Annotated in this window: 20 protein-coding genes and 1 pseudogene; 6 read left to right on the plus strand and 15 right to left on the minus strand. The window is 35.7% G+C overall.

The features are described 5' to 3' along the window. The first annotated feature begins 76 nt into the window (after nucleotides 1-76). Together ACIGHG_RS11510 and ACIGHG_RS11515 are read left to right on the plus strand one after the other, a co-directional pair. Nucleotides 77-274: a hypothetical protein gene (locus tag ACIGHG_RS11510; protein ID WP_336472866.1), complete on the plus strand. Its 198-nt coding sequence runs from the start codon at nucleotides 77-79 to the stop codon at nucleotides 272-274. Nucleotides 275-430: 156 nt separating this feature from the next. After that, nucleotides 431-577 (plus strand): BH0509 family protein, encoded by a 147-nt coding sequence (locus ACIGHG_RS11515; RefSeq protein WP_139207695.1) that lies wholly within the window; start codon nucleotides 431-433, stop codon nucleotides 575-577. 23 nt (nucleotides 578-600) lie between these two features. Here ACIGHG_RS11515 and ACIGHG_RS11520 read toward each other — a convergent pair whose 3' ends face one another. Continuing rightward, entirely contained in the window at nucleotides 601-1,203 is a 603-nt protein-coding gene (locus ACIGHG_RS11520; RefSeq protein ID WP_336472867.1) for a DedA family protein, read from the minus strand. 363 nt (nucleotides 1,204-1,566) lie between these two features. On the opposite strand from ACIGHG_RS11520, the gene ACIGHG_RS11525 reads away from it, so the two are divergent. After that, nucleotides 1,567-4,359 (plus strand): dynamin family protein, encoded by a 2,793-nt coding sequence (locus tag ACIGHG_RS11525; RefSeq protein ID WP_396548516.1) that lies wholly within the window; start codon nucleotides 1,567-1,569, stop codon nucleotides 4,357-4,359. Between the two features lie 70 nt (nucleotides 4,360-4,429). On the opposite strand, the gene ACIGHG_RS11530 is transcribed toward ACIGHG_RS11525, so the two are convergent. The 4 genes and pseudogenes from ACIGHG_RS11530 to ACIGHG_RS11545 form a co-directional block, all read right to left on the minus strand. Further along, a complete protein-coding gene (locus tag ACIGHG_RS11530) occupies nucleotides 4,430-4,861 on the minus strand; it encodes a hypothetical protein (protein WP_336472869.1) in 432 nt (143 codons plus the stop codon). 13 nt (nucleotides 4,862-4,874) lie between these two features. Next, nucleotides 4,875-5,093, minus strand: a pseudogene (locus ACIGHG_RS11535) (S26 family signal peptidase); the annotation flags it as partial. A 39-nt stretch (nucleotides 5,094-5,132) separates the two neighbouring features. Continuing rightward, nucleotides 5,133-5,813 (minus strand): lysoplasmalogenase, encoded by a 681-nt coding sequence (locus ACIGHG_RS11540; RefSeq protein WP_336472870.1) that lies wholly within the window; start codon nucleotides 5,811-5,813, stop codon nucleotides 5,133-5,135. Nucleotides 5,814-5,984: 171 nt separating this feature from the next. Beyond that, complete coding sequence (locus ACIGHG_RS11545) at nucleotides 5,985-6,935, minus strand: DMT family transporter (protein ID WP_336472871.1); 951 nt, start codon at nucleotides 6,933-6,935, stop codon at nucleotides 5,985-5,987. Between the two features lie 453 nt (nucleotides 6,936-7,388). Here ACIGHG_RS11545 and ACIGHG_RS11550 point away from each other — a divergent pair, with 453 nt between their 5' ends. After that, on the plus strand, nucleotides 7,389-9,317 hold the full coding sequence (locus ACIGHG_RS11550; protein ID WP_336472872.1) for a heavy metal translocating P-type ATPase: 1,929 nt from the start codon (nucleotides 7,389-7,391) through the stop codon (nucleotides 9,315-9,317). A gap of 186 nt (nucleotides 9,318-9,503) precedes the next feature. Here the strand turns inward: ACIGHG_RS11550 and ACIGHG_RS11555 are convergent, their stop codons facing one another. From ACIGHG_RS11555 to ACIGHG_RS11565, 3 genes are all read right to left on the minus strand, one after another. Beyond that, on the minus strand, nucleotides 9,504-10,373 hold the full coding sequence (locus tag ACIGHG_RS11555; RefSeq protein WP_336472873.1) for a YihY/virulence factor BrkB family protein: 870 nt from the start codon (nucleotides 10,371-10,373) through the stop codon (nucleotides 9,504-9,506). Nucleotides 10,374-10,378: 5 nt separating this feature from the next. Next, on the minus strand, nucleotides 10,379-10,867 hold the full coding sequence (locus ACIGHG_RS11560; RefSeq protein ID WP_336472874.1) for a DUF4075 domain-containing protein: 489 nt from the start codon (nucleotides 10,865-10,867) through the stop codon (nucleotides 10,379-10,381). Between the two features lie 172 nt (nucleotides 10,868-11,039). Next, nucleotides 11,040-11,504 (minus strand): low molecular weight protein-tyrosine-phosphatase, encoded by a 465-nt coding sequence (locus ACIGHG_RS11565; protein WP_336472875.1) that lies wholly within the window; start codon nucleotides 11,502-11,504, stop codon nucleotides 11,040-11,042. Nucleotides 11,505-11,735: 231 nt separating this feature from the next. Here ACIGHG_RS11565 and ACIGHG_RS11570 point away from each other — a divergent pair, with 231 nt between their 5' ends. Continuing rightward, nucleotides 11,736-11,960, plus strand: coding sequence for a DUF1128 domain-containing protein (locus ACIGHG_RS11570; RefSeq protein ID WP_020061147.1), 225 nt, complete (start codon nucleotides 11,736-11,738; stop codon nucleotides 11,958-11,960). 567 nt (nucleotides 11,961-12,527) lie between these two features. Then, nucleotides 12,528-15,194 (plus strand): cation-translocating P-type ATPase, encoded by a 2,667-nt coding sequence (locus ACIGHG_RS11575; protein WP_396548521.1) that lies wholly within the window; start codon nucleotides 12,528-12,530, stop codon nucleotides 15,192-15,194. Between the two features lie 27 nt (nucleotides 15,195-15,221). On the opposite strand, the gene ACIGHG_RS11580 is transcribed toward ACIGHG_RS11575, so the two are convergent. From ACIGHG_RS11580 to ACIGHG_RS11610, 7 genes are all read right to left on the minus strand, one after another. Further along, nucleotides 15,222-16,301 (minus strand): toxic anion resistance protein, encoded by a 1,080-nt coding sequence (locus ACIGHG_RS11580; protein ID WP_336472877.1) that lies wholly within the window; start codon nucleotides 16,299-16,301, stop codon nucleotides 15,222-15,224. Between the two features lie 18 nt (nucleotides 16,302-16,319). Further along, complete coding sequence (locus ACIGHG_RS11585) at nucleotides 16,320-17,951, minus strand: YceG family protein (RefSeq protein ID WP_336472878.1); 1,632 nt, start codon at nucleotides 17,949-17,951, stop codon at nucleotides 16,320-16,322. Nucleotides 17,952-18,030: 79 nt separating this feature from the next. Then, complete coding sequence (locus tag ACIGHG_RS11590) at nucleotides 18,031-18,819, minus strand: TerC family protein (RefSeq protein WP_336472879.1); 789 nt, start codon at nucleotides 18,817-18,819, stop codon at nucleotides 18,031-18,033. 73 nt (nucleotides 18,820-18,892) lie between these two features. Beyond that, complete coding sequence (locus tag ACIGHG_RS11595; RefSeq protein WP_090916852.1) at nucleotides 18,893-19,471, minus strand: TerD family protein; 579 nt, start codon at nucleotides 19,469-19,471, stop codon at nucleotides 18,893-18,895. A gap of 29 nt (nucleotides 19,472-19,500) precedes the next feature. Continuing rightward, on the minus strand, nucleotides 19,501-20,085 hold the full coding sequence (locus ACIGHG_RS11600; protein ID WP_090916850.1) for a TerD family protein: 585 nt from the start codon (nucleotides 20,083-20,085) through the stop codon (nucleotides 19,501-19,503). Between the two features lie 20 nt (nucleotides 20,086-20,105). After that, a complete protein-coding gene (locus tag ACIGHG_RS11605; RefSeq protein WP_090916849.1) occupies nucleotides 20,106-20,702 on the minus strand; it encodes a TerD family protein in 597 nt (198 codons plus the stop codon). Nucleotides 20,703-21,241: 539 nt separating this feature from the next. After that, nucleotides 21,242-23,519 (minus strand): SH3 domain-containing protein (locus ACIGHG_RS11610; RefSeq protein WP_396548525.1); only part of this gene is annotated, 2,278 nt, incomplete at its 5' end.

The raw sequence follows: 23,519 nt of genomic DNA on the forward strand, positions 1-23,519 counted from the left end.
ATAGATGGAACTGAGATTATGGTATGAGTTTGTTAGGTGTATTTGACTGAAAATAACGATGTTTAGGAAAGAAGAAATGTTATCAATGTTTCTACAAGTGGAGTTAGGTTATATTGTAAAATACGTTCCTGAAGAAAGAAAAAATCAGCTTAACAATCATGCTGAAGTAAATGATGAGTTTTTATTAAGTAAGCAAGAAAACTATAAAAAAACTGGTATCTCTCGTATTACACCGTATCGTAAGAAACCACGCATTCTTACCTTACTTCTCTAATACATATATACTTAATATTTTGCGAGGTCTTGTTTTGTCGAAAAGTTCTTATCCAAAAAAAATTGAAAAAGGTGGAACTTTCTAAAGATTCTGTTATATAATAGTACTAACTTAAATAAACTGTATTAAAACAGATTGGGAGGAGAAATAAAAATGATAAAGAGAGAAGAACGGAAAAATATGATTGAATTTATTGAAAAGAAAAAAGGAATTGAACGAGAAGAACTTATGTATATGACAGATGACGAAGTAGAACATATTTATAATGTGACGTACTTCTTATATGAAGAAATCACAGAGTAGCATATAAAAAACCGCTATATACATTAGCGGTTTTTCTTATCTTTTTGTATTTTTACATATGTATAAACAATCAAAGCGATGACGATTGAAACAACACCAATCCAAAATCCGTATCGATGTAAATTGTACTCTACATCTCGCCACTTTTCTCCTAATTTCCACCCAAGTCCAATAAAAACGCTCACCCAAATGAAAGCACCGCCATACGCATATAAACAAAACTTACCCCATTTTAAGCCCGACATTCCTGCAAAATAAGCAGTTAAATGTCTAACACCAGGTATAAAATAGCCAAACACTAATAAAAAAGGACCATACTTCTCAAATAAAATATGAGTCTTCTCGATTTGAGCTTCTTTAATCCCCACTTTAGAACCATATTTTTTCAATACAGGGAGTCCAAGTTTTAAACCAAGCATATAACTTAATGTAATCCCAATTATAGCCCCAGCCATGCCGCTCGTAAACGCCTCTGTTCCTGACATATATCCCCTTGAAATATTATATCCGACAAATGTAAGTAGAAATTCATCTGGTATTGGTAATCCAACAATTCCTCCAGCAAGCGCAATAATAATTCCATAATAACCGTAGTGTGCGATTAATTCACCAATATGTTGTTCCATTCGCACGACACATCCTATACGTTATCGTTATTCCACATTGTACCCTCTCCATCAATAAAGCAAACATGGTATACATATTCACTATACATTGTTTTTATGACGAACTCTACATCCAATGTTACAACTTCATGTAGAATATTATAGTCTTATTATGTTATTAGGAAGAGCCAATGTTGTTTCAGAACTGAAAGGAAATTGAAAAAAAACTGAAACTTTATGCATGAAAATTCAATCCTACTCTAAAAATGAAAGGAAAATGAAATTTTTCAAAAGAAAATCTTTGCTAGAATAAAGAGCATCAATGCAAAAAAGTGTTGACATATAAAGGAATATACACTTTTCAAGATATAGTGGGGGAAAAACATGACACTAGAAAAACAGTTAATAAAAAAAATATATTATGAAACATTTTTAATGGAAAATGAAACACATCCGCCTCTTCAAGTACTTGGAGAAGCTTATTTAGCTGAGCAAAAAAATGAATTTTCGGATGGATCTTATATTCGTTTTGCACAAGGTGAGTTTTATTATCACCATCAAGATTTTGAATCCGCTATTTTTAAATGGGAGAAAGTCAATAATGAATTAGAACCATGGGCACAGAAGAATATTGCAGATGCTTACTTCGAACTCAATCAATTATCAGCTGCCGAAACTGTGTATACGTCCATTACTACTGATAATAAAATACTTATGACCGAAATTTCATTGCAATTACTCTCTCTTTACATAGAACAAAACAAACTGGATTTAGCCTTCAAAGTTATTAAAGACGCTGTTTCTGTAAATCCCGATTATCCAAACGTTACAACCATTGCTCGTTCCTTTTATGAAGAACAGCAAGATTGGGATAGTGCGGTGGAACTTGCAATAAATGAAATGATTCGAACAGAGTCCTTCCAATGGTTTGAGATTTTAAAAGAATATATTGATAAAGGATTTACGAAAACCATTTCACCAGATTATTTCTATAAGGTACTAGTTACATTACACAATGTAGACCTAATCCAATTTACACAAATTGTTTCATCACTTTGGCACAGCTATAAGAATGAGCAAACTTATTTGCTTTGGCTTAAAACAATAAATGACTTTTTCTCACATATCGAAGTACATTCAACCGATGAATGGGACAACATTTCTTCTCTTTATGAAGAAACGTATTTTGAATTAATTCAAGGCCAGTATATGCTGAGACAATTACATGATATTGTTCCGAATATTTTAACGAATTGGTTAAAAATGGTCAATCCTTCTCGCTTTGTCTTTCCATCTGCAGCAGTATTGGCATGGGATGAGATTTTCCCTGCTAAAATAGATTCGGCAGACGTGCAACATGCAGAAAAACTATTGTTACATTCCACCAATTACACGGATGATTTAGACTATAGTTTACATCTTTTTGATTCTATTACACAGTGGGCACAAAACAATGATTTAGAAATGGGACATCGCTTTAGATGGTTGGTCTGTGAGCTTGCAGATTTAAGAACAAACCGTCTTTTAGTAACAGGAACTTCTGGAAACGGAAAATCTTCATTTATCAACTCTGTACTAGGAGAAAATATATTAGAAGATTCAAGCTCAAATACAGTTATCTTTAAGGATGACGCTCATACAGAAATTAATGCAATAACAGATGCAACAATTTCAACGACTAATAATTTCTCAGATTTCCATAACATGATGTCTATGCACCGACAAACATATAGAGAAAAAACATGTATTGAATTTAAATTACCTTGCAAGTTTTTAAGTAAAAACAAACTAGCATTCGTTGTTACACCTGGCTTTAATAGAAACAACGATATTAGAAATGAAACATTCGGATATTTAAACTCAGTAGACAGTTTGTTATTCGTATTGAATGCAGATTCTCCTTTTACTGATAAAGAACGTGACATTTTATTAAACATTCAAGCACATGCACCAGATTTACAAATTCATTTCTTATTAAATAAAATTGATAACATTTACAGCGAAGCTGAAGTAAAACGAGTTATACATGATACGCAAACAAGAATACACACATATTTCCCACATGCGAGGGTTTTACCTTATTCATCGTTATATACAAACACTCAACAGCTAAACGAGTTAACTGATTTTGTCAATTTTAACTTTGAGTATAAAAATCTTGATCAAGAACGTACGAAAAAAATACTATTTTTCATTCGAAAAGCAATTCAATATCTTTTAGATAAACGAGTTGAGATGGAAAACAACTTAGTGGATTCTATTAGTTGGAATGAAGATATTTTAGTGAGACTAAATGGCTTTATTAATAATGTCACTGCTTTTGAAAAGGAAAAAATTCATTTTATTACAGATTCATATCGTACAATGAAACATAAAATTACGAACGATCTTACAGAGCATATTCCGAGGCTACTGCAAGGCTGCTCTGATCTAATCAGTGAAGACAGCGATTTTAGACACATTGATATTGAATTAAATACCGCGATGAATGAGAGAATTCGAAACTATCTAGAACAAACTGTATTACCTAACTTCGCTTCATCCATGCAGAATTGGATTGAAACTTCTAATAACGAGTTCCTTCAAAGTCAATCATACTTAGAAGAAATAAGTGAAGGACTTAACTCGTTATGTGGAGAAAATCGAATCCAGTTAGAATGCGACTTTAAAATACTTGATGATTGGCGCCGAGATACAGATAGAATGACGAATAGAATACAAATGGAAGAAGTAAATATCTTCCGCCGGTTTACGCCCGCGCAATTTTTACTAAAAAGTGCAGGAAAATTATTCGGATCTCTTCCTAAAAATAAAACAATGCTGTATAACAAATACAAACAGTATTTAGAAAATGAAGATTTTACTGATGTAACTACTTCTATTATAAACAAGTTTTTCTTACAGTTTGAGTTATTTGAAAATGCATTAGAGCGAGATATTACTATGTTCTTTAGAGATCCATTTAGTTCATTGAAACAAGCTGTGGAACACACGCATTTAGAAATACAAGAACAGCAAAATACACTGCATAAAATGAAATCAAATCCTGAAGTTTATCGTGATCCTGTAACACTCTTTGAACTAAGATTGCGTCAGTATGAAGTAGTCTTAAGTATAGATAAGGAGAATCCTGATACAGAGTTAATGTTAGAAACAAACATGGAGTCGATTTTTTAATTGTAATAGATAAAACCACCAAAGCGGCCAATATCGGCTGCTTTGTTACTTCTTATATGTATGTAAAAAATTAATCCTGTTGTATATCCCAAATCACATCATCAACCTTTGCTTCAATACGGATTCGCTGAATAAATTGCTTACGTTCGTTTTCATTACGAGCCAGTTTCTGTACATACCGCCGCTTACTCAACAAGTGTAGATAACGTTTGTCTGTATGAATGATACCTCGGCATTTTATATTTTCATATATAACCTTAAACCAATCATGTCCCTTTAACTTTTCCACATGACGAGCAAATCTTCTTTGTTTTCGCTTTTCTCTTCCTTCTATAGTTTCTAACGCTAACTCTACAAGTTCTTCTGCTAGAGCTTCTCCTATAACTCTTACAACTCCGATTGTTCCTCGAACGATAACTTTAGTAGCATCTACCGCTATTTCCCCGATTGCAACTGCTCCCCGTGCGATTCCAGCTAAAACATGACCAACAATCTCTTCCATAACTTCCCTCCTTCTAATCTATAATCTGCAACCGGCTAAAAGGATAATATATGGAAATTAAACTTCCTAATACATCATCTTTATCAATTAATCCTAATCCATTACGACTATCACGGCTAACTAATCGATTATCTCCCATTACAAAGATTTTATTTTTTGAAATTTTCATCGGACCAAAATCCTCCGTTAAATTCATCATAAGTTGCTTTGCATGCTTCTTATTTTTTAACAACAAAAAAGAACCGCTCTCAAGCAGTTCTTCTTTCACATTCTATATACCAACATAAATGATACACATTTGTGCTCCCACATATGTTGCCCAAACTAAAAGAGGATCATATTTTACATTCCGTCCACCAATATCAGTAATTCCAATAATAAAATCAGAAATGACAAATAGAGAACCACCAAGCGCTGGAATCCACCACATATCTTGATTCAAATAAGCAAGCGCAAATGCAAAACACGCCATTCCACCAACCCAAAGTCCGTATACAAGCGCACCTATTGTAAATAATCGATCCTGCTTATGATTTCGAATAAAAAAGAACCAACCAATAATTAAAAACAAGCCGTATCCCGCTAAACCAATATACAAGCCATTCCACGAAATACCCGTTTCTAAAAAGGCCGTAACATATAAGCAATGCGCAATAGCAAATGTCACCATTCCACCAATGAGACGATGCCCAAATGGAATTAAGCCGGCCATAAACAAGTCACCAATTGTTGATAAAATCATACCAATTGCAACCCACTGGCGATAAGGTGTTGCCGGGTCCTGTATCCACATCCATATCGCAGCTCCAGTTAATGAGAAAGTGAGGAGTAAACGAATGAATAAGGGTAACGGTTCATTTTCCTTTGTTTGTTCTGATTGTCTTATTGCATAAATGGTCCCGAACAAAAATAAAACTACTTGTCCTATTAACAGTACGTACATTTCATTCATATCTTTCTCCTTGATGAATTAATATCTCTGTTATTCGATATAAAATCATCATTTCCCTTTCTTTTATCTATAATTTTCATAAAAAAATTGTTCCAAACTTTATCACGCTATTCACGGACACTGATAGAAATTTCGCTTTCCATATGAAAAAGAGGCTCTCCATGAACCTCTTCACATTGCGCTACTTTTTGCATGCGATGCGTTTCTTTCACTACGTGTACGATTCACAATAATAATTCCGGTCGCTACACATGCCAATCCAAACAATACGAAAGAATGAATTGCTTCGCCTAAAATCAAGCTTGATAAGATGACACCAAATACAGGAATGAAAAACATGTACATCGATACTTTTCCGACTTTGTTATATTTCATCACTGTATTCCAAATACAAAATCCCGCTGCTGATAAGAATGATAAGTATAGCAGCATAAGTAACGTTTGCATATGGAATGTAAATGGCATCAATCCAACTTGTAAAACCCCGATAAACAATAAGCCTAAAGAACCGATAATCATCTGATATGCGGTCATATAGCCTACATCCATCGTTTTACTTCCTTCTTTCGCCAAAATGTTACCGTATGAGTACAACATTGCCGCACTTAATAATAACAGTTCACCAATACCAAAGTGAAAATCCATATTTCCTTTTGGAATGTTTACAAGAATGACGCCACAAAAACCAATTGATACACCAACGATTTTTCTCATATTTAAAGAATCATCTTTATATAGAAAATGCGCTAATACAATTTGAAAAAATGACGATGTTCCAGAAATAACTGCTCCTTCAATCCCAGTACTATAGCTCAAGCCGATATAAAAACAAACATATTGTAAAAACGTTTGAAACAGACCAATTTGAACAAGTTGCTTCGTTGTTCCTTTTTGAAAAGATACATTTCTCCCTAACGCTTTAAAGAAGAATAACAGCATCATTCCTGCTAAGAAAAAACGGTAACCTGCAAATAAAATTTGCTCGCCTACTTCATGAGGCTGAATGTCTAACTGGACATAACTTAATTTAATAAATGGAAACGCACTGCCCCATAGAAAAGTTGCACTTAATGCTGCAACAAATACACCGAGCGGATGTGTAAAAAATCTTTCTGCCTTCACTGGATGTCTTCCTTTCCGTGCTTTTTATGAACAATATTCATATATAACAAAGCGGAGTCAAAAAAACAAGTATTTTCACTTCTCCCTCAATCTTGAGGTGGGTACTTACTCCCCACAAATAGCGGAATAAGTAAAAAACTTTCCGTATAAGGAAACATATGTTACAATTTAGAATAGTAATAATAAAGTAAATAACTACACAGAGTGTGTTTTCTAGGAAATGCTGCTATCCGAATGGATGGCAGCTTTCGTCGTTTTATAAGGCTTTCGATGATGATTCTTTTTCTCAATGAAAGGAGTGAAACGAGATGAATTCACAAGTAAAAATATTTTTAAAACAAAAGAACGTTTCAACTTAACAGAATGCTGCTATCTAGATGGATGGCAGCTTTCGCCGATTTATAAGGCTTTCGATGATGATTCTTTTTCTCAATAGAAAGGAGCAAAAAATCTATGAATTCTGAAGTAAAAACATTATCAAGGCAACAAGGAACTAAGACTTCTTCACCTTGGCTTGCAACATTTCAAAAACATTATGAACTCATTTTTGCAATTACATCCGGAGTTTTGATTTTGATAGGTTGGTTACTAACAAAGAATGGCATTACAACAACTGCAACCATATTTTACGTATTAGCTTATATAATTGGGGGTTATGCAAAAGCAAAAGAAGGTATTGAAGACACAATTGCCGAAAAAGAGCTGAACGTTGAAATGCTCATGCTTTTTGCAGCTATCGGTTCAGCAATTATCGGCTACTGGACAGAAGGGGCAATATTAATTTTTATCTTTGCTTTAAGCGGAGCTATGGAAGCTTACACGATGAGCAAAAGTCAAAAGGAAATTTCAGCACTGCTCGACTTACAACCTGAAGAAGCATTGCGCATTTCTCGAGGCGGAGAAGAGCGTGTTTCAATCGAACAGCTGCAAATCGATGACATCATTTTAATTAAACCAGGTGAACGCATTCCTGCTGACGGTATTATTCACACTGGTGAAACAAATATTGACGAAGCGGCCATTTCAGGTGAACCAATTCCAAGTGAAAAAAAATCTGGTGACGAGGTATTCGCAGGAACTGTTAACTTACGCGGTGCCATCGAAGTAAAAATTACAAAACATAGTGATCAAACATTGTTCCAAAAAATTATTCGTCTCGTACAAAACGCACAAAGCGAAAAATCTCCTTCACAGCTTTTCATTGAAAAGTTTGAAGGAACCTATGTCAAAGGTGTACTTCTTGTTGTATCACTCATGATGTTCGTTCCTCATTATGCTCTTGGTTGGAGCTGGAATGAAACATTTTACCGTGCGATGATTCTACTCGTTGTCGCTTCGCCTTGTGCACTTGTTGCAGCTATTACACCTGCTACGTTATCAGCAATTTCAAACGGTGCACGGCATGGCATCTTATTTAAAGGCGGTGTTCATTTAGAAAGATTGGCTTCATTAAAAGCCATTGCCTTTGATAAAACGGGTACATTAACACAAGGAAAACCAACAGTAACAGATGTATATACTCGTGATGGAATATCCGAAAAAGAGTTATTACACATTACAGCATCCATTGAAAGTCATTCTACACACCCTCTAGCTGAATCAATTGTGAAATATGCAAAATGGGCACATGACATTACATTAACAAAACCAGAAAACGTAGAAGATGTAACTGGATTCGGATTAAAAGGAACATTGCAAAATAAAGCGTACCAAATTGGAAAAGCTGATTTTATTGGAGAAGAAACCGGATCATTCTATAACGGTATTTGGGCGCAATTAGAACAAGAAGGAAAAACGGTTGTATATGTAAGCGATGAAAAAGGTATTCTTGGTCTTATTGCTTTAAAAGATACATTGCGCCAAGAAACAATTGCTGCAATTCATGAGCTTCAAACTCTTGGCGTCAAAGCAATTATGATTACAGGTGATAATGAACAAACAGCAAAAGCAATCGCTGCTGAAAGTAATATTAAAGAGTATTACGCATCTTGCTTACCAGAAACAAAGGTAGAAACAATAAAACAATTGAAAGAGAAATACGGTACAGTAGCAATGGTTGGTGACGGAATTAACGATGCTCCTGCATTAGCAACAGCAAGTATTGGAGTTGCTATGGGAGAAGGAACTGATGTTGCTTTAGAAACGGCTGACGTTGTCTTAATGAAAAATGAACTTTCCCGCTTAGCACAAGCAATTCGCTTATCAAAACGAATGAATCGCATTGTAAAGCAAAATGTTATCTTTTCATTGACTGTCATCATGCTGCTTATTTGTTCAAACTTCCTACAATTTTTAGCACTTCCATTAGGTGTCATCGGTCATGAAGGAAGTACTATTCTCGTTATTTTAAATGGATTACGATTATTAAAAGCAAATAATTAAAAGGGTTCCGATATGGAACCCCTTTTTTAATGATAACTATTATGTCCGTTTGCACTGCTGCTCGTTTTATGTTTTGGCTGCGAGCTGCTGCGTTGTTTACGTTGATTTTTATCATTTTTGCTATTGCCAGTTTTATTTTGACCCATGAATAATCCCCCCTATTCCCTCTTAGTATGGAACAGAAGATTATTTTTGATTACGGGAATTATTGTCACCCGTTCGATAACAATTTAAAATCGCATTAACTTCTCCACCAAGTAAAATCACCCATGCGGTTAAATAAAACCATAATATTAAAATAATAATACCGCCGAGACTACCGTATGTATTAGAATAATTTCCAAAGTTATCGACATAGTATGCAAATGAATACGATACCACAATCCAGCCAATTGTAGCAAATAATGCCCCGGTCACCACTTCTCTTCTCTTTACATGACGATTTGGAGCGAATTTATACAAAAAACAAAACAAACCAAATAATACGAGAAAACTTAGTAGTAATCGAACAATACTCCAAATGAATGAAAATTCCTCAGATAAACCTAAAACTTTAAAAATCGCTGCTCCAATTAATTGACCAAATACAGGTAGAATTAAAGCAAAGACAATCATAAAAATCATTGCCAATGTTAATACAATTGATAATGCCCTTGTTGTAATAAATGAACGTGTTTCATTAATATCATAGGCACGGTTGAATGCCTTCATCACCGCATTGACACCATTGGATGCAAACCATAACATGGCAAGTAAACCAAATGATAATAATCCACCATTTTGCTTATTTACTATTGTATGTACATTTACTTCAATCAAACTCATTGCATCTTCAGGAACATAATCTTTTAAAAAGGCTAATACATCTTCCGTCTGAATCGGAATATATCCCAGAAGTGTTATTAAAAAAACGAGCGCTGGAAAAAGAGAAAGCAAGAAAAAATAAGCGAGCTGTGCTGCTAAGCCCGCTACATCATCTCGCAATGTTCGATCATATAAATCTTTTCCAAATGTGAAAACATGATGAGTTCTTGCTTTTTGTAAAAATGTTTTCATCTTTTTTAAACGCTTTTCTTTTCTTCTTTATTTTGTTTTAACTCGATAAACGCTTCTGATTTTTTCTCTTCTGCAATAAATTCCTTCATACCGCCATCTTCTGCGGCAACCAGCTCTTCTTCTGATTTTAACTCTTCAGTTGGCACGATTCCTTGAATTTCAATTGTTTCTGGTTGTTCTTTTACATTGTTCTTCCTCTTACTAAAAATATCTTTCGTTTCTTTTAAAGTTTCAACAACAGCTGGTGTTAACTTTTTAATTTCCGCTACTTTTGCTTTTACAACATTAAAGTCAGCAAGTTCACGACCTTTATCTGTAACTGTTTGCACTTTTTCTTTTAGCTTTGCATTTTCACCAATTTCAATCATTTTTGTTTTCGCTTTTCCTGCTGTATACTTCACCTTTTCACGATTTTCCTTCTTTAACATAGAAACCGCCACACCTGCTGCTACACCGATTGCAATATTTCGTACAAGATTTCCCTTCTTCGCCATATTCCTTCACCCTTTCATCTATTTTGTTAGAAAGTTATCTCACTCTAACGAACAATAAAATCTCAAAGGAAAACACTTGAGATCACTCTCCATAAGAGCTTAATTGGTGTAACTAATCATCACTAAAGACCACCGATGAAAGTTTCACATTATACTTTCTGAACTAACATCCTTATATTCCCTGCTCATGTCGAATGAACGCTAACAATTTTGCACATCCTTCTGTTACAAGGTCATATACTTCTTGAAAGTTCCCTGTAAAGTATGGATCCGGAACATCTGTCCAGCCACCGTCTGGAACAAAATCGGATAGTCTGCCAATATAACCGCCTGCTTTACCTAAAGCCTTTAAATCGTCTAAATTTTTATTGTCCATTGCAATAATATAATCAAACTTTGTTAAGTCTTCTTTTTCTACTTGACGAGCTTTAATTCCTTCAAAGGACACTGCATTTTCCATTAAAATTTTTTGTGTGCCATGATGAGGCGGATGGCCGATATGCCAATCCCCAGTTCCAGCCGAATCAACAATAATTACTGTTTCTAATTTTTCTTTTTTGACAAGCTCACGAAAAATTGCTTCTGCCATCGGAGAACGACAAATGTTTCCTAGACAAACAAATAAAACTCGAACCATATTTGTTTCTTCCCTTCACGATGCATTTGTTATATTTAGTATAAACAATCAACAATTACTTATAAAGAAAATAAGTACCAATTTAACAAAAGTCCAACAGAAGTCCCCTTCTTCAAACAACTCGTAGAAGTGTTAAGGAGAGGGCATTCACTATGATTGCAAACTTCCATTAACGAAAATGATAAAAAAATGTTAAGATAAGTCTATGCTATTTTAAAGGGGGACACTTCCGTGGATTTATCCGTAAAAACACAAGAGAACGTTGAATATATGGTAGAAGCAATTAAAGAAAAATTACGTATGGTAAACGCTGGTGCAATGAGAGCTTCAAACTTCAATGAAGACATGTATGAAGACTTACGTGATATTTATGAACACGTTATGAAACGCGACACATTCAGCATTAGCGAAATGCAAGCTATTACAGAAGAATTAGGCACACTAATCAAGAAATAACAAAAAGCGGCTACCAAAAACTCGGTAATCACCAAGCTTTTGGTAGCCGCCTCTTTTTATGTCCAAATTAAAATAATTTGTAACTACTCAGTTACTTTATGAAAAAAAGGCAGAAAAGCATTTTTTAAATGGGCGAGAGGGACTGGCGATGCATAGGAGCGGTCAGGTCCTTTTCCTGCCACGTGCAAGGTTTGAAAACAAAAGTAGACAATAAATGCAGGCTCCTGCCCTGTTTGCAAGACAGAAGTCTATATGCCAAAAAATGAATTTACAAGTAATAGAGAGGCACATCTTCACTAGAATCATACCCTTTTCTAAATTTCTAAAAGGTATAGCTGAGTAGTTACAATAATTTTTATCATTCGATAAAACATATCCCTCTCTCACAGGCATTTCCTTTCATTTCCAACAATTTTATGACAACTTCCCACTTTCATTCGCACACATTCTAAATACTGTACAATAATAGTAACCCCCTCATCAAAGACTTCACATCAAAGTACATACTACAATACAAAATTTCTACGCTACAATTGCTAACTGTTTTTCTACTGGAGGTGCTTTTATATGAGCAATTGGTACAGTAAGACAAAAAATCAGACATTACGTGAACTAGAAACAAATGAACAACAAGGTTTAAGTGAAGAAATAGCGAAAGCCCGATTAAAAAAATACGGAAAAAATGAACTCGTGATGAAGAAAAAAAGAACTTTGGGTCAACGTATTTTTGCCCAAATAAATGATATTCTCGTCTATGTCCTTTTAATTGCCGCTCTTATTTCTGCCTTTGTAGGCGAATGGGCTGATGCTAGCATTATTGCTGTTGTTGTCGTTTTAAATGCTGTAATTGGTATCATTCAAGAATCAAAAGCAGAGCAGGCTCTAGAAGCTTTAAAAAAGATGGCGACTCCAAAAGCAATTGTAAAACGAGATAGTGAATTAAAAGAAATTCCATCAGAAAATGTCGTTCCGGGAGACATTGTTCTACTTGATGCAGGTCGCTATATTCCATGCGACTTACGGCTCCTCGAAGCAGCAAATTTAAAAATTGAAGAGTCTGCTTTAACAGGCGAATCCGTTCCTGTGGATAAAGATGCAGCGTATAATCCTTCCAAGAAAAATTGCGAAAAAGTACCAATAGGTGATCAAAAGAATATGGCTTTTATGTCAACGCTTGTTACCTATGGTCGCGGTGTTGGAGTAGCTACCCAAACAGGCATGCATTCACAAATAGGAAAAATTGCTACTCTCTTGCATCAAGCTGATGATGAGACAACCCCTCTTCAAAAAAGCTTAGCGCAAGTTGGAAAATATTTAGGCTTTGTCTCTGTAGCGATATGTATCATCATGTTCTTTATTGGCTTTTTCCAAGGCCGTGACACGTTAGAAATGTTTATGACCGCTATTAGTTTAGCAGTCGCCGCGATCCCGGAAGGCTTACCAGCTATCGTCTCTATTGTTCTCGCAATCGGTGTACAGCGTATGATTAAACAAAATGTCATTATCCGTAAACTTCCAGCTGTCGAGGCACTTGGCTCTGTTACGATTATTTGCTCAGATAAGACAGGTACATTAACGCAAAATAAAATGACAGTTACCAACTTTTATAGTGACTGTACATATGATGCATTAGAAAATTTAAACGTAAATAATGATGTTCAGCGCCTATTATTAGAAAACATGGTTTTATGTAACGATGCATCTTATAATTCTGAATCACAAACTGGAGATCCAACAGAAATTGCACTTCTTGTTGCGGGAGCTGCCTTTGATCTTCAAAAAGATGTTTTAGAGAAGAAGCATAAACGCCTAAGTGAATTTCCTTTTGACTCCAATCGCAAAATGATGTCAACGCTGCATGAATACGAAGACAGCTACTTTAGCATGACAAAAGGGGCAATCGATAGACTCTTACCAAGATGCAAACATATTTTTAAAGATGGCATTGTTCAGCCGCTAACCGAAAGTGATAAAAATGAAATAGTAGCAGCAGCACAAACGATGTCAACAGAAGCGTTACGAGTACTTTCATTCGCTTTCAAGCAATACGATAATGAGCATATTAACATCTATGAGGCAGAAGAAAATCTTATCTTCATTGGTCTTGTAGGGATGATTGACCCGCCTCGCCTAGAAGTGAAGGCAGCTATTAAAGAGTGCAAGAAGGCTGGCATTCGCACCGTTATGATTACAGGAGATCATAAAGATACAGCCTTTGCCATTGCAAAAGAACTTGGAATTGCTAAAAAAGAATCTGAAGTAATAGTTGGAACACAATTAGACAATCTTTCAGATGAACAGCTCGCAAACGAAATTAATCATTTAAACGTCTTTGCTCGCGTTTCTCCTGAACATAAAGTAAAAATTGTAAAAGCGTTACGTGCAAAAGGAAATATCGTCTCTATGACTGGGGATGGGGTAAATGATGCCCCGTCTTTAAAACAAGCAGATGTTGGCGTAGCAATGGGGATTACCGGAACAGATGTGGCGAAAGGTGCAGCAGATATGGTGTTAACGGATGATAATTTCTCTTCAATTGTCAAAGCAGTCGAAGAAGGAAGAAACATTTATCATAACATTAAAAAGTCTATTCTATTTTTGCTTTCTTGTAACTTCGGAGAAATCATTGCACTCTTTTTAGCTATTTTACTCGGCTGGGCTACACCCCTTCGTCCCATTCACATTTTGTGGGTGAATTTAATTACAGATACACTTCCAGCATTATCACTCGGGGTTGATCCAGAAGATCCGGATGTTATGAAGGAAAAGCCGCGCCGTGTAAAAGAAAGCTTATTTAGCGGCAGTATACCATTTCTCATTCTAAACGGGATTATCATTGGGCTCATCACGTTAATCGCCTTTATTGTTGGCGCAAAATTATATACAGGGGATACGAATCTTTTTCCTCTCTTTCCATCAAAAATTGCAGAAGATGCTTTATTACATGCCCAAACAATGGCTTTTGTCACACTAAGCTTTTCACAGCTCGTTCACTCTTTTAATCTACGATCACGTACAAAATCAATCTTCTCTATCGGGATATTTACAAATAAATATTTAGTTTTTTCTCTTCTTATCGGCGTATGTATACAAGTATGTATTATTTCGATCCCGCCTCTTGCAAGCATATTTGGTGTACATACTTTAACAGTAAAAGATTGGGGCTTTGTTTTATTATTAAGTATCGTCCCGCTGCTAATAAATGAAATAATAAAAATATTGAAAAGGCAATGAGGAGATTCTTCATTGCCTTTTCTATCCTTACCCTTGCATTTCTTTCTTAATTCTATCCGTTAATTCTGCCATACGCTTACGGCTTTCTTCACGCTCACGTTTGTTTTGTTCTTCAATTTGTTGTGTTTCTTGAACACCTTTCGAAATAATATTCCAAGTCTCTTCAAGTGTTTCCATCTTAATACTTGAAGAACCCGCTAATTTCGCTACTTCTACACTTTGCGTCGCGATATTTTGTGCATTTCTCTTCAACAGCTCGTTTGTACGGCGGTCAAGTTCTGCCATGGAGTCCGCAACAAGCTTTTGACGTTTTGCATTTACAGCTTGAATAATACCATTTTTAAAAATAGGGATTGTTGTAATAAACGCTGTATTAATTTTCCCGATTAACTTGTTGTTACCACGTTGAATCATGCGAATTTGCGGTGCTGTTAATAGCGCAACCATACGCGCTTTTTCTAAATCATCAATGCGTTGCTCTAAAATCTCTACAGAGTTCTTTAATGATTCCAGCTCGATTCCTGCAAGTTGATCATTATTACGAACGCGCTCTTCATACATTGGAACTAATTCTGTTTGCAGACGCTCAAGTAACATTTCACCCGCAACAACATATTTCTCTAAATCTAAATAGTATTTTAAGTTTTGCTCATACAAGCCATCTAACGTACCAATTGAGCGCTTCATTTCATCTTGATATTTCGTGATTTCCACGTATACTTTATCCATTTCGCGTCCCATCGTTTGATACTTATTGAAGATTTGTTCAATCATTTGATTTCCTTTTTTAAATAAACGAGAGAAAAAACCGCTTTTTTCTTCAACGAAATCTTTACTATCAAACTTGTCCATAATTTTCCCAAGCTGTTTTAATAGCTCACCCGAATCTTCTACCTTAGATAATGTCATCGTATGCAAGATTTGATCTGCAAACCTTGAAATTTCTACAGATGGCTCTTTCCCTAACTCAATGAGTTCCAATTGATCTTTTATATCTACACCATTATAAATGCGCTGCACTTCAGGATCTTGTCTTAACTGCAGGCGAAGATTTTGTGATGTTTGTTCATTCAATTCTGTTGTTGGATCTAATACAATCGGATTCATATATGTATCTTCCTTTCTTTATAAAAATGGCCGGAATAACCCTTTTAAAGTATTTGATAAATTTTTATAAGACGAAACGCCGTGAAACTCCACATCAAAGCTTACTTCTTCTAACCAATGGGAATCAAATGCTCCTGCTTCAATGTACTGCTCGATATCATTACGTCCTGTCGGATTAAAATGGAAAACATCAATACCAATTTGATTTAAAAAGAGCATTAATACCGCATCAGAACGCGTAAGTTCTCCATTTTTCTCATTGTTAAATATGACTATTTTCGGCACTTCTTGCGAATAATCAAATTTCTCAAGCTGCTCAAGTATGTTCGGTGGAATTTGTGAAAGCTGCGCAAACACATATAAAGCAATGTCTTGCTCTGTTTCATTCCCTATTTTTTTGCAAAGCCCGCTTTCACATGTATGAATCATTGCCTCTGCAATGCCATATTGCAACCCTTCCGGTAAGCGTTTATGTGGCCACCAATGGCTTTGAATGATGTTCTGTGCATCAAGTTTTCCAGAACGGTTTAACGCATCACGATAATGAAATTGAAAATTCGCTTTCTGTTCCTTTGTAAATGGAAACTGATTGATTAACAGACTATTTTCATATGATGTTAACGTTTTTAATCTTTGAAAATACTCTTTCTCATTTTTAGAGACACCAGACACTTTTGCAAATAACGATGGGATATAAATATGTTGATTTTCTACAAAGAATGTTGGTCTTATAAATGCTTTTTCTTTCGTAATGATAAACAGTTCATCATATGTTGTCTTTAACGTCCGAGCAACTGGCGTATACGCCCTAAATTGCCACGGTTTATACAAGAGCGAATTATCATGATGAAGCACCTGCTCAATCTCTTTTGAGGCTTGATAAGCAACCGTTGCAACGCGCTCTCTCTTTTTATCCGGAAATGATTCTAATGCAATTCGACCTGGATGCGAAATCACAAATGTTCGATTTTCTTCATCGATTGTTTCAAAACCATCTTTTCCTTCTGGATGATAATACAATACATCACATCCGAGCATAATAAGGAAGTATAAAAAGTAAATTCGACTTTCCGACGCATCACCGTACCAGATAATTTGCGGCATTTGTACTTTATAATCCTTTTGTGAAAACCATTTTGAAACGTAATTTTCACTTAACTTTATCATATCAATTAAAAAACGGCGAAAACCTTCTGTTTTTAATGATTGATTATGTTGTTTTTCGTACAGCTTTAAAATTGAAATGAAAGTTGTATGTATGTAGTGTTGTATATCGGGATGATCTACTTCGGGCAATAAACGCTTTCCCGATAAATGAGCAACGAGACGATTTACAGTTAAACCGCTTGCTGCCTGTTGGTGCAGTGAAAAAACTTCTTGAATATCACGAAGCTTCTCTGAAGGAATGACTTTATTTAAATTTTGTTCATGAAGTACAGTGATATTCTCATTTTGACTATACTCAAATAATTGATTATAGTACTCATCCGTATCATTTGGTACTCCAAGAATGCGACATCCTATGTAGCTAAAATGCAGATCATTCTCTGTGACTTCATAATGCGGCCGCTTTGCTAAACCGACTTCAAACTGTTTTAATGCTTCTTCCCCGCCGAGTAGCTGTGGGTGAAATGTAAAACGTGAAAACATACTTGTTCACCTCCAAACGAAACGTTTATAAAAAATGGGCGCTCATATGACGAGCAAACCCATTTAGTCTATTAACCTATTAATCCTCTTTCTTAGAAGCTGCCACCTCTTCACGAGTTTGGCGAGATGTTTTCATATAATGTAAAATAAATGTCGCACCAAATGCAATAACTAAAACTATAAAGAATAACCAATGCGGCATTTCAATATGAAATACAGAAAGTAACATTTTCCCAGCAATAATTGCAATTAATATATATGCTGTCGTTTCTAGTTCTGGAATACGTTCTAATAATCTTAAAAATACACCGGCAATCCCACGCATCATTAAAATACCAAGCATTCCGCCAAGAAGTAAAATCCATACTTCATTTGAAACACCAAATGCCGCAAGAACGCTATCCACAGAGAACGCAATGTCCATTAACTCAACCATTACTACTGTTCCCCAGAACATGCCAAACATTCTAAATAGAATGCTGTCTTGCTTCATACCTTGACCTTCTTCATCTTCTTCATTGTCTTTAGATTTATCAATGAAGTGTTTCAAAGAAAGCCATGCAAGATAAAGAGCACCAAGTACTTTTACCCACGCTAATTTAATTAAGTACATACCAATTCCGATGGCAATAAAACGAAATGCATACGCACCAATAAGTCCATAAAATAAAGCTTTTTTACGCTTTTCTTCTGGAAGATGTTTTACCATAACAGCTAGTACAAGCGCGTTATCAGCAGATAGCAAGCCTTCCAAAATAACAAGCGTACCAATTAATCCCCAAGATACTGGATCTTGTAATACTTTTACCCACATATCTAAATCAAAGAATTGGGCATACGTATCAAGAATTCCGTGTAAAATCTCCATACAGTTCTTGACTCCTATTCTGTTTTTAAATTTCTAAAAAGCGGAAAAGAAGGAAACGAAAGTCGCTTCCTTCTTATGCATCCAAGCCATACGCTCTTACAAGCGCACCTAGTCCACCTTGGAAGCCACTTCCGACAGCATTAAACTTCCACTGTCCATTATGACGGTATAATTCACAAAAGACAACCGCTGTTTCAATGGAGAAATCTTCCCCTAAATCATAGCGAAGCACTTCTTCATTTGTTTCTTCATTCGCTAAACGAACAAATGCGTTAGCAACTTGGCCAAAGTTTTGGCGGCGGCCCTCAGCATCATAAATGGTAACTGTAATCGCAATACGGTGTACATCAGCTGGGACTTTGCTTAGATCAACAACTAATTGTTCATCGTCACCTGCACCTTCTCCAGTTCGGTTATCACCTGTATGTGTAACAGAACCACAAGGAGATTGTAAATTGTTATAAAAGATAAAATCTGTTTCTTTCGTACATTTACCTTCTTGATTTAATAAAAAAGCAGATGCGTCTAAATCATAATCAGATCCGCCGTCATATTGTTTAATATCCCATCCAAGACCAATAATCGCTTTCGTAAGGCCTGGGCTTGTCTTACCTAAATCAATTTTTTGTCCTTTTTGTAACTGAATGACCATAGGGATTCACCTCTATTTACATAGATTATTTACTCTACATCTAAACCAAAGTTTTTACATAAAGCTGCCAATCCACCTTGGAATCCGCTTCCAATTGCATTAAACTTCCAATCATTGTTATGACGGTATAATTCACCGACTACAACTGCTGTTTCAATCGAGAAGTCTTCACCTAAGTCATAGCGAATTAGCTCTGTGTTCTTCTCTTCATCTAAAATGCGAACAAAGGAATTAGATACTTGTCCAAAGTTTTGACGACGACCTTCTCCATCATAAATTGTAATCGTGAAACAAATGCGTTCGATATGCGCAGGAACATTTTTCAAATCAACCTTGATTGTTTCATCGTCCCCTGCGCCTTCTCCTGTACGATTATCACCTAAATGCTGTACAGAACCATTTGCTCCAGTTGGATTGTTATAGAAAATGAAATCTTCCCCTCCGCCAACTTTACCATTAGCCCCAACTAAGAAAATACTTACATCTAAATCAAAATCAGCCTGTCCATCATATTTATTTGTATCCCAGCCAAGACCAACAATTACTTTTGAAAGACCTGGATTTGTTTTCGTTAAATCTACTTTTTGTCCTTTTTGTAATGAAATAACTGCCATATATAGCGCCTCCTTAAAAATTATTGATAACGCGTAACGATTTCACTTAAATTTTTATCTTGCGTTCCTTCTCCGACTGCTGAGAACTTCCATTCATTGTTATGACGGTACATTTCACCAGCAATTAAAGTTGTCTTTCCACCGTAGTTATCCGTTAAGTTATAACGTACTAACTCTTCGCGTGTTTGCGGATTTTGAATACGAATATACGCATTGTGAATCATTCCAAAGTCTTGGCGACGGTTCACGCAATCATAAATATTTACAACAAAAATTAGGCGGTTCACTCTAGATGGAACTTTTTGTAATTCAACAAAAATAGTTTCATCATCGCCTCCACCTTCACCTGTTAAATTATCACCCGAATGAGTAACACTTCCACAAGAAGATAATTTATTTCCAAAATAAATTAAATCATGTTTATGTAAAAATCGATCATTCTCAAGCATGATCACAGATGCATCACAGTCAATATTTGGCTTACTTCCAAACAGTGAAGATAATAATCCACCCGATTTTCCAATTGGATCCCATCCTAAGCCAACTTGTAATTTTGTTAACCCTGGTTGTCCTTTTGTTAAGTCGATCTTCTGTCCTTTTTCTAAAATAATAGGCATGAAGTCTCTTCCTTTCTACAAACCATTTTTCAACTAGGAAAATATTGTATTCTTCCTTTATATTGTAGCATTTTTCATAGATTGAGAAAAAGAATAATTTTTCGATTATATGAAAACATCTATTTTATTTCTCTGCACCAATGTAAGAAGTAAACAATTCCAAAATTATCCCCTCCTAAAAACCCCATTCTTTTTTAGGAGGGAATGAGAACATCTGGCCGCGTATAGAAACGGTCAGGGCCTTTTACGTGTCCACTAATATATCGGCGATTCGACACAATATAAAGTGAAACTTCCATCAGTGACGACTTTCTCACTGATGGAAAGCCCGCCCAATCGGGCTTTTACGGACAGTCTTCTTCTCCATGCTTCCACAACCTGTACTGCCCGTTAATGCGGGATAAAGACCCTTGGACGATATTTGACATATAAATCGTTCATGCGCTGGAACTAGGTCCTTCACTTATGCCAAATGATTAAGAATTCATTTCAATTGACCGATTTCCCTGTAATATCAACATTACGAATCTAGCTATTTTTTAATATGAGGATATAAGTTTTACAGAGTTTACTTTCGCATACACACTATTATACGCTGTGTTATCAGAAACTAGCTCATAGTATGTTCCACTTGAAGTTTGAATCGTATTCTTAATTGCAACTGTAATATTACGAGGTGCTACACTTGCTTGTGCACCGCCTACATTTTTAAATAACACAGATCCTGCTTGCAGCATACCTAGCTGATATTTATTCAAATCTTTTCCGCCGTTCATGGCATCAAGTCTATTCATAAGAGAAGCAATTTGTTGTCCCCAATTCTCATCACTTGCATACATGACGTTCATACCTTGCGATTTATCCCCCAAATTCCCGCCATTATATGTCCAGCCATTTGGATTTAAATAGTTTTGATCAATATACGAAGCACAGAAGTTAATACCTTCTTCCCATGTTTGAAATGCCGTTGCACCGTTATAAGGATCAGAATCTACCGCGCTAAAACCAAATAAATTTTTCTTATCCTGTGCAATACGACTTTTTCCCCAACCGGATTCCAAAATGGCATGAGATAATAAGTACCCTGCATTTAAATTATATTTTTGTGCTGCATTAACAAAATATTCTCCAGTTCCAATCAACGGGCTGTCTGCACTATATTTCATTAAAAAATTATCAATGTCTTTCGCTGTATAAGTAGATGTAACACGAATCGGCACATATTCAAAATATTGATAACTATCTTGTCCACCGATTTGCGTTTTATCAAATGCCTCATAGCGATTCCCTTCTTGTAAATGCTTCGGCGCATTGCCGATTTTATATGTCGTATACTCACCCTTAGAATGATCATATACATAATGATAAAGACTTCCACTTTTTACTGTATAATATGACGTTGATTCATGAAGCATATTTGGAAATAAAGTAACATCCTCTATATTGACATATCCTGTCGTACCATAAATTTTCACATGTACACGATCTCCATCCACTTTTACGAACTTTAAGTCAGCTCCCTCTCGTACATATGTTAACTTTTTACCAGTTATAATATCATAAATATTAATCACACCATTTGCTCGTACAAAACCTTGTTTCATATCCACAACTTTTCCATCGCTAACAATATAACCGTCTTCTTGCCTTGTTTGCAGCTCTTTTTCTGCTTCCACACCATTCGATTTTTGAACTTTTCCTGTTTCTGTGACCACTTCATAAGAAGATGCTTGTTTTAACTTTAAGAACTGTAAAGAAACATAACCTTCTACGCTGTTTATTCGAACTTTCGCCCAACCATTTTCCTTGCCTAGTACTGAAACTGACTCACCATTTTTCAAGCGCGCTACAATTGAAGTATTTGTTGAAGGACCTTGACGTACATTTAATAAAGATGTATTTACAATCCCTCTTTCTTCTGTTATTTGTCCATTATTTCCATTACTAGCATTCGAACTTGTACGAATTTGTACAAATTCTAGCGAAACATATCCTTCTTTTCCTTTGTACATAATCTTCGCCCAGCCATTTGCTTTTCCTAGTACCGTTATTTTCTCGCCGTGGTTTAAATTCCCCAAAATTTCACTGCTTTTGTTTGCTTCGCTTCTTACTCGTAAACTTGGTGCCGTTATTGTTCCTTCCTCTTGCGGACCTGTCACAATACTTTCTGCTGGCTTCTCTGCTTCCTTACCTTCTAACTTCACAAACTTTAGCGAAACATATCCTTCTTTTCCTTTGTATGTAATCTTCGCCCAGCCGTTTGCCGTTCCTAGTACCGTTATTTTCTCGCCGTGGTTTAAATTCCCCAAAATTTCACTGCTTTTGTTTGCTTCGCTTCTTACCCACAGACTTGCTGCTGTTACTGTTCCTGTCTCTTGTGTACCTGTCACAATATTTTCTGCCGGCTTCTCTGCTGCTTTTCCTTCTAACTTCACAAACTTTAGCGAAACATATCCTTCTTTTCCTTTGTATGTAATCTTCGCCCAGCCGTTTGCTTTTCCTAGTACCGTTATTTTCTCGCCTTGTTTTAAATCCCCGAGAATTTCACTGCTTTTGTTTGCTTCGCTTCTTACCCACAGACTTGTTGCTGTTACTATTCCTGTCTCTTGTGTACCTGTCACAATATTTTCCGCTGGCTTCTCTGCTTCCTTACCTTCTAACTTCACAAACTTTAGCGAAACATATCCTTCTTTTCCTTTGTATGTAATCTTCGCCCAGCCGTTTGCTTTTCCTAGTACCGTTATTTTCTCGCCTTGTTTTAAATCCCCGAGAATTTCACTGCTTTTGTTTGCTTCGCTTCTTACCCACAGACTTACT

It is taken from the genome of Bacillus sp. NPDC077411, from assembly GCF_044543425.1.
Classification (GTDB): domain Bacteria; phylum Bacillota; class Bacilli; order Bacillales; family Bacillaceae_G; genus Bacillus_A; species Bacillus_A bruguierae.

Coding starts and splice junctions, on each gene's coding strand:
- ACIGHG_RS11540 (WP_336472870.1), bottom strand. CDS start 5,813: ATGAATGAAATGTACGTACTGTTAATAGGACAAGTAGTTTTATTTTTG.
- ACIGHG_RS11565 (WP_336472875.1), bottom strand. CDS start 11,504: ATGGTTCGAGTTTTATTTGTTTGTCTAGGAAACATTTGTCGTTCTCCG.
- ACIGHG_RS11575 (WP_396548521.1), top strand. CDS start 12,528: ATGAGCAATTGGTACAGTAAGACAAAAAATCAGACATTACGTGAACTA.
- ACIGHG_RS11585 (WP_336472878.1), bottom strand. CDS start 17,951: ATGTTTTCACGTTTTACATTTCACCCACAGCTACTCGGCGGGGAAGAA.
- ACIGHG_RS11525 (WP_396548516.1), top strand. CDS start 1,567: ATGACACTAGAAAAACAGTTAATAAAAAAAATATATTATGAAACATTT.
- ACIGHG_RS11520 (WP_336472867.1), bottom strand. CDS start 1,203: ATGGAACAACATATTGGTGAATTAATCGCACACTACGGTTATTATGGA.
- ACIGHG_RS11550 (WP_336472872.1), top strand. CDS start 7,389: ATGAATTCTGAAGTAAAAACATTATCAAGGCAACAAGGAACTAAGACT.
- ACIGHG_RS11595 (WP_090916852.1), bottom strand. CDS start 19,471: ATGGTCATTCAGTTACAAAAAGGACAAAAAATTGATTTAGGTAAGACA.
- ACIGHG_RS11600 (WP_090916850.1), bottom strand. CDS start 20,085: ATGGCAGTTATTTCATTACAAAAAGGACAAAAAGTAGATTTAACGAAA.
- ACIGHG_RS11510 (WP_336472866.1), top strand. CDS start 77: ATGTTATCAATGTTTCTACAAGTGGAGTTAGGTTATATTGTAAAATAC.
- ACIGHG_RS11590 (WP_336472879.1), bottom strand. CDS start 18,819: ATGGAGATTTTACACGGAATTCTTGATACGTATGCCCAATTCTTTGAT.
- ACIGHG_RS11555 (WP_336472873.1), bottom strand. CDS start 10,373: ATGAAAACATTTTTACAAAAAGCAAGAACTCATCATGTTTTCACATTT.
- ACIGHG_RS11560 (WP_336472874.1), bottom strand. CDS start 10,867: ATGGCGAAGAAGGGAAATCTTGTACGAAATATTGCAATCGGTGTAGCA.
- ACIGHG_RS11605 (WP_090916849.1), bottom strand. CDS start 20,702: ATGCCTATTATTTTAGAAAAAGGACAGAAGATCGACTTAACAAAAGGA.
- ACIGHG_RS11530 (WP_336472869.1), bottom strand. CDS start 4,861: ATGGAAGAGATTGTTGGTCATGTTTTAGCTGGAATCGCACGGGGAGCA.
- ACIGHG_RS11580 (WP_336472877.1), bottom strand. CDS start 16,301: ATGAATCCGATTGTATTAGATCCAACAACAGAATTGAATGAACAAACA.